The organism is Megasphaera massiliensis, assembly GCF_000455225.1.
GTDB lineage: Bacteria > Bacillota > Negativicutes > Veillonellales > Megasphaeraceae > Megasphaera > Megasphaera massiliensis.
The window spans coordinates 1,110-1,665 of the sequence record NZ_HF954557.1; the positions used below are offsets into that span (position 1 = coordinate 1,110).

Genomic DNA, 556 nt, shown 5'->3' on the forward strand with positions numbered 1-556 from the left:
CTGCATAAAGCGCAGTTGTCCGCTCCATCATCGTGTGAATCGACCATTGCGAGATCCCCCAATTGTAGCCGCCAGAAGCTACACTTTCGCGTAATGCTTCATTTTCCAGCAAGCAGAGCAGGTAGAGTGACAGCTCATCGCTATCCCCTGCTCTTGCCATTAACCCGGTAAGTCCGTGTGTCACCATCTCCGGAATGCCTCCCGCATCGGAGACGACGATCGGCTTTCGCGAGATGTGTGCTTCCATTACGGCATAAGGCTGATTGTCATTCAAGCTTGGAAGGACAACAATATCGGAGCGCTGCAAGATTGCGGGAACATCGGCTCTGCTTCCTGTAAATTTGACATGTTGATGAAGCCCCAAGGATGCAGCTTTGGCTTCCAGCTCCGTTCGAAGATTTCCATCGCCGATGAACAGACAGATCCAATCGTTCCTTAGCTCCTTCAATTTATACAAGGCATCCAGCAAACAGCTATGTCCCTTTACTTTATCCAGCCGTGCCGGACAGGCAATGATACGAGTGTTCGGAGGCAGGTTTAGTGAACTCGCTTGATT

1 protein-coding gene is annotated in these 556 nt (G+C 50.5%); it reads right to left on the reverse strand.

Annotated elements, in window-relative coordinates; genetic code table 11:
• The coding region (locus tag TX77_RS10805) for a glycosyltransferase family 4 protein (RefSeq protein WP_154651918.1) at nucleotides 1–556 on the reverse strand (556 nt) is incomplete at both ends.